We start from the raw sequence: 610 nt of genomic DNA on the forward strand, positions 1-610 counted from the left end.
ACCAAGTACCTGCAGCTGTTTCCGGGGCAGCCGTTCAGCCAGCAGCGCGTCGAGGCCGCCGCCCAGCTGCTGCGCCGCTACAAGCTGCGCAGCACCGTGCCCGACTCGCTCAGCGCCCTACGCACCGTGCCCGGGCTGGTGCTGGGCCTGCAGGCGGCGGCCTACCTCACGGCCTCGGCCGATGAGCTGCGCTGGAGCCGCGATACGGTGCGGGTGCGCCTCTACGTGGGCGAGCAGTTCCGCTGGGCCTATCTGCGCAACGGTAACCTCGGCGACGGCCTCCTGACGCGGGCTGGCTACCGCGAAAAGTTCTTCCGGGGCACGCCCTTCGTGCCCGCCGACTGGGCCCGCCTGCAGGAGCGCATTCTGACCGAAGCCGAAAACCAGGGCTTTCCGTTTGCCACCGTCGGCCTCGATTCCATTCATTTGGAGGGCAACGCCATCGCCGGACGCGTGGTGCTGAAGCGCGGCCGGGCCATCGTGTTCGACTCGCTGCAGATTGTGGGCAACACCAAAACCAAGAAGCGCTTTCTCACCAAGTACCTGCAGCTGTTTCCGGGGCAGCCGTTCAGCCAGCAGCGCGTCGAGGCCGCCGCCCAGCTGCTGCGCC

General features: G+C 68.2%; 1 protein-coding gene. It reads left to right on the forward strand.

Annotated features, from left to right (window positions below):
• Positions 1-610 (forward strand): POTRA domain-containing protein (locus tag ACYVDE_RS25550; protein WP_460504313.1); only part of this gene is annotated, 610 nt, incomplete at both ends.

The organism is Hymenobacter agri (assembly GCF_054778495.1).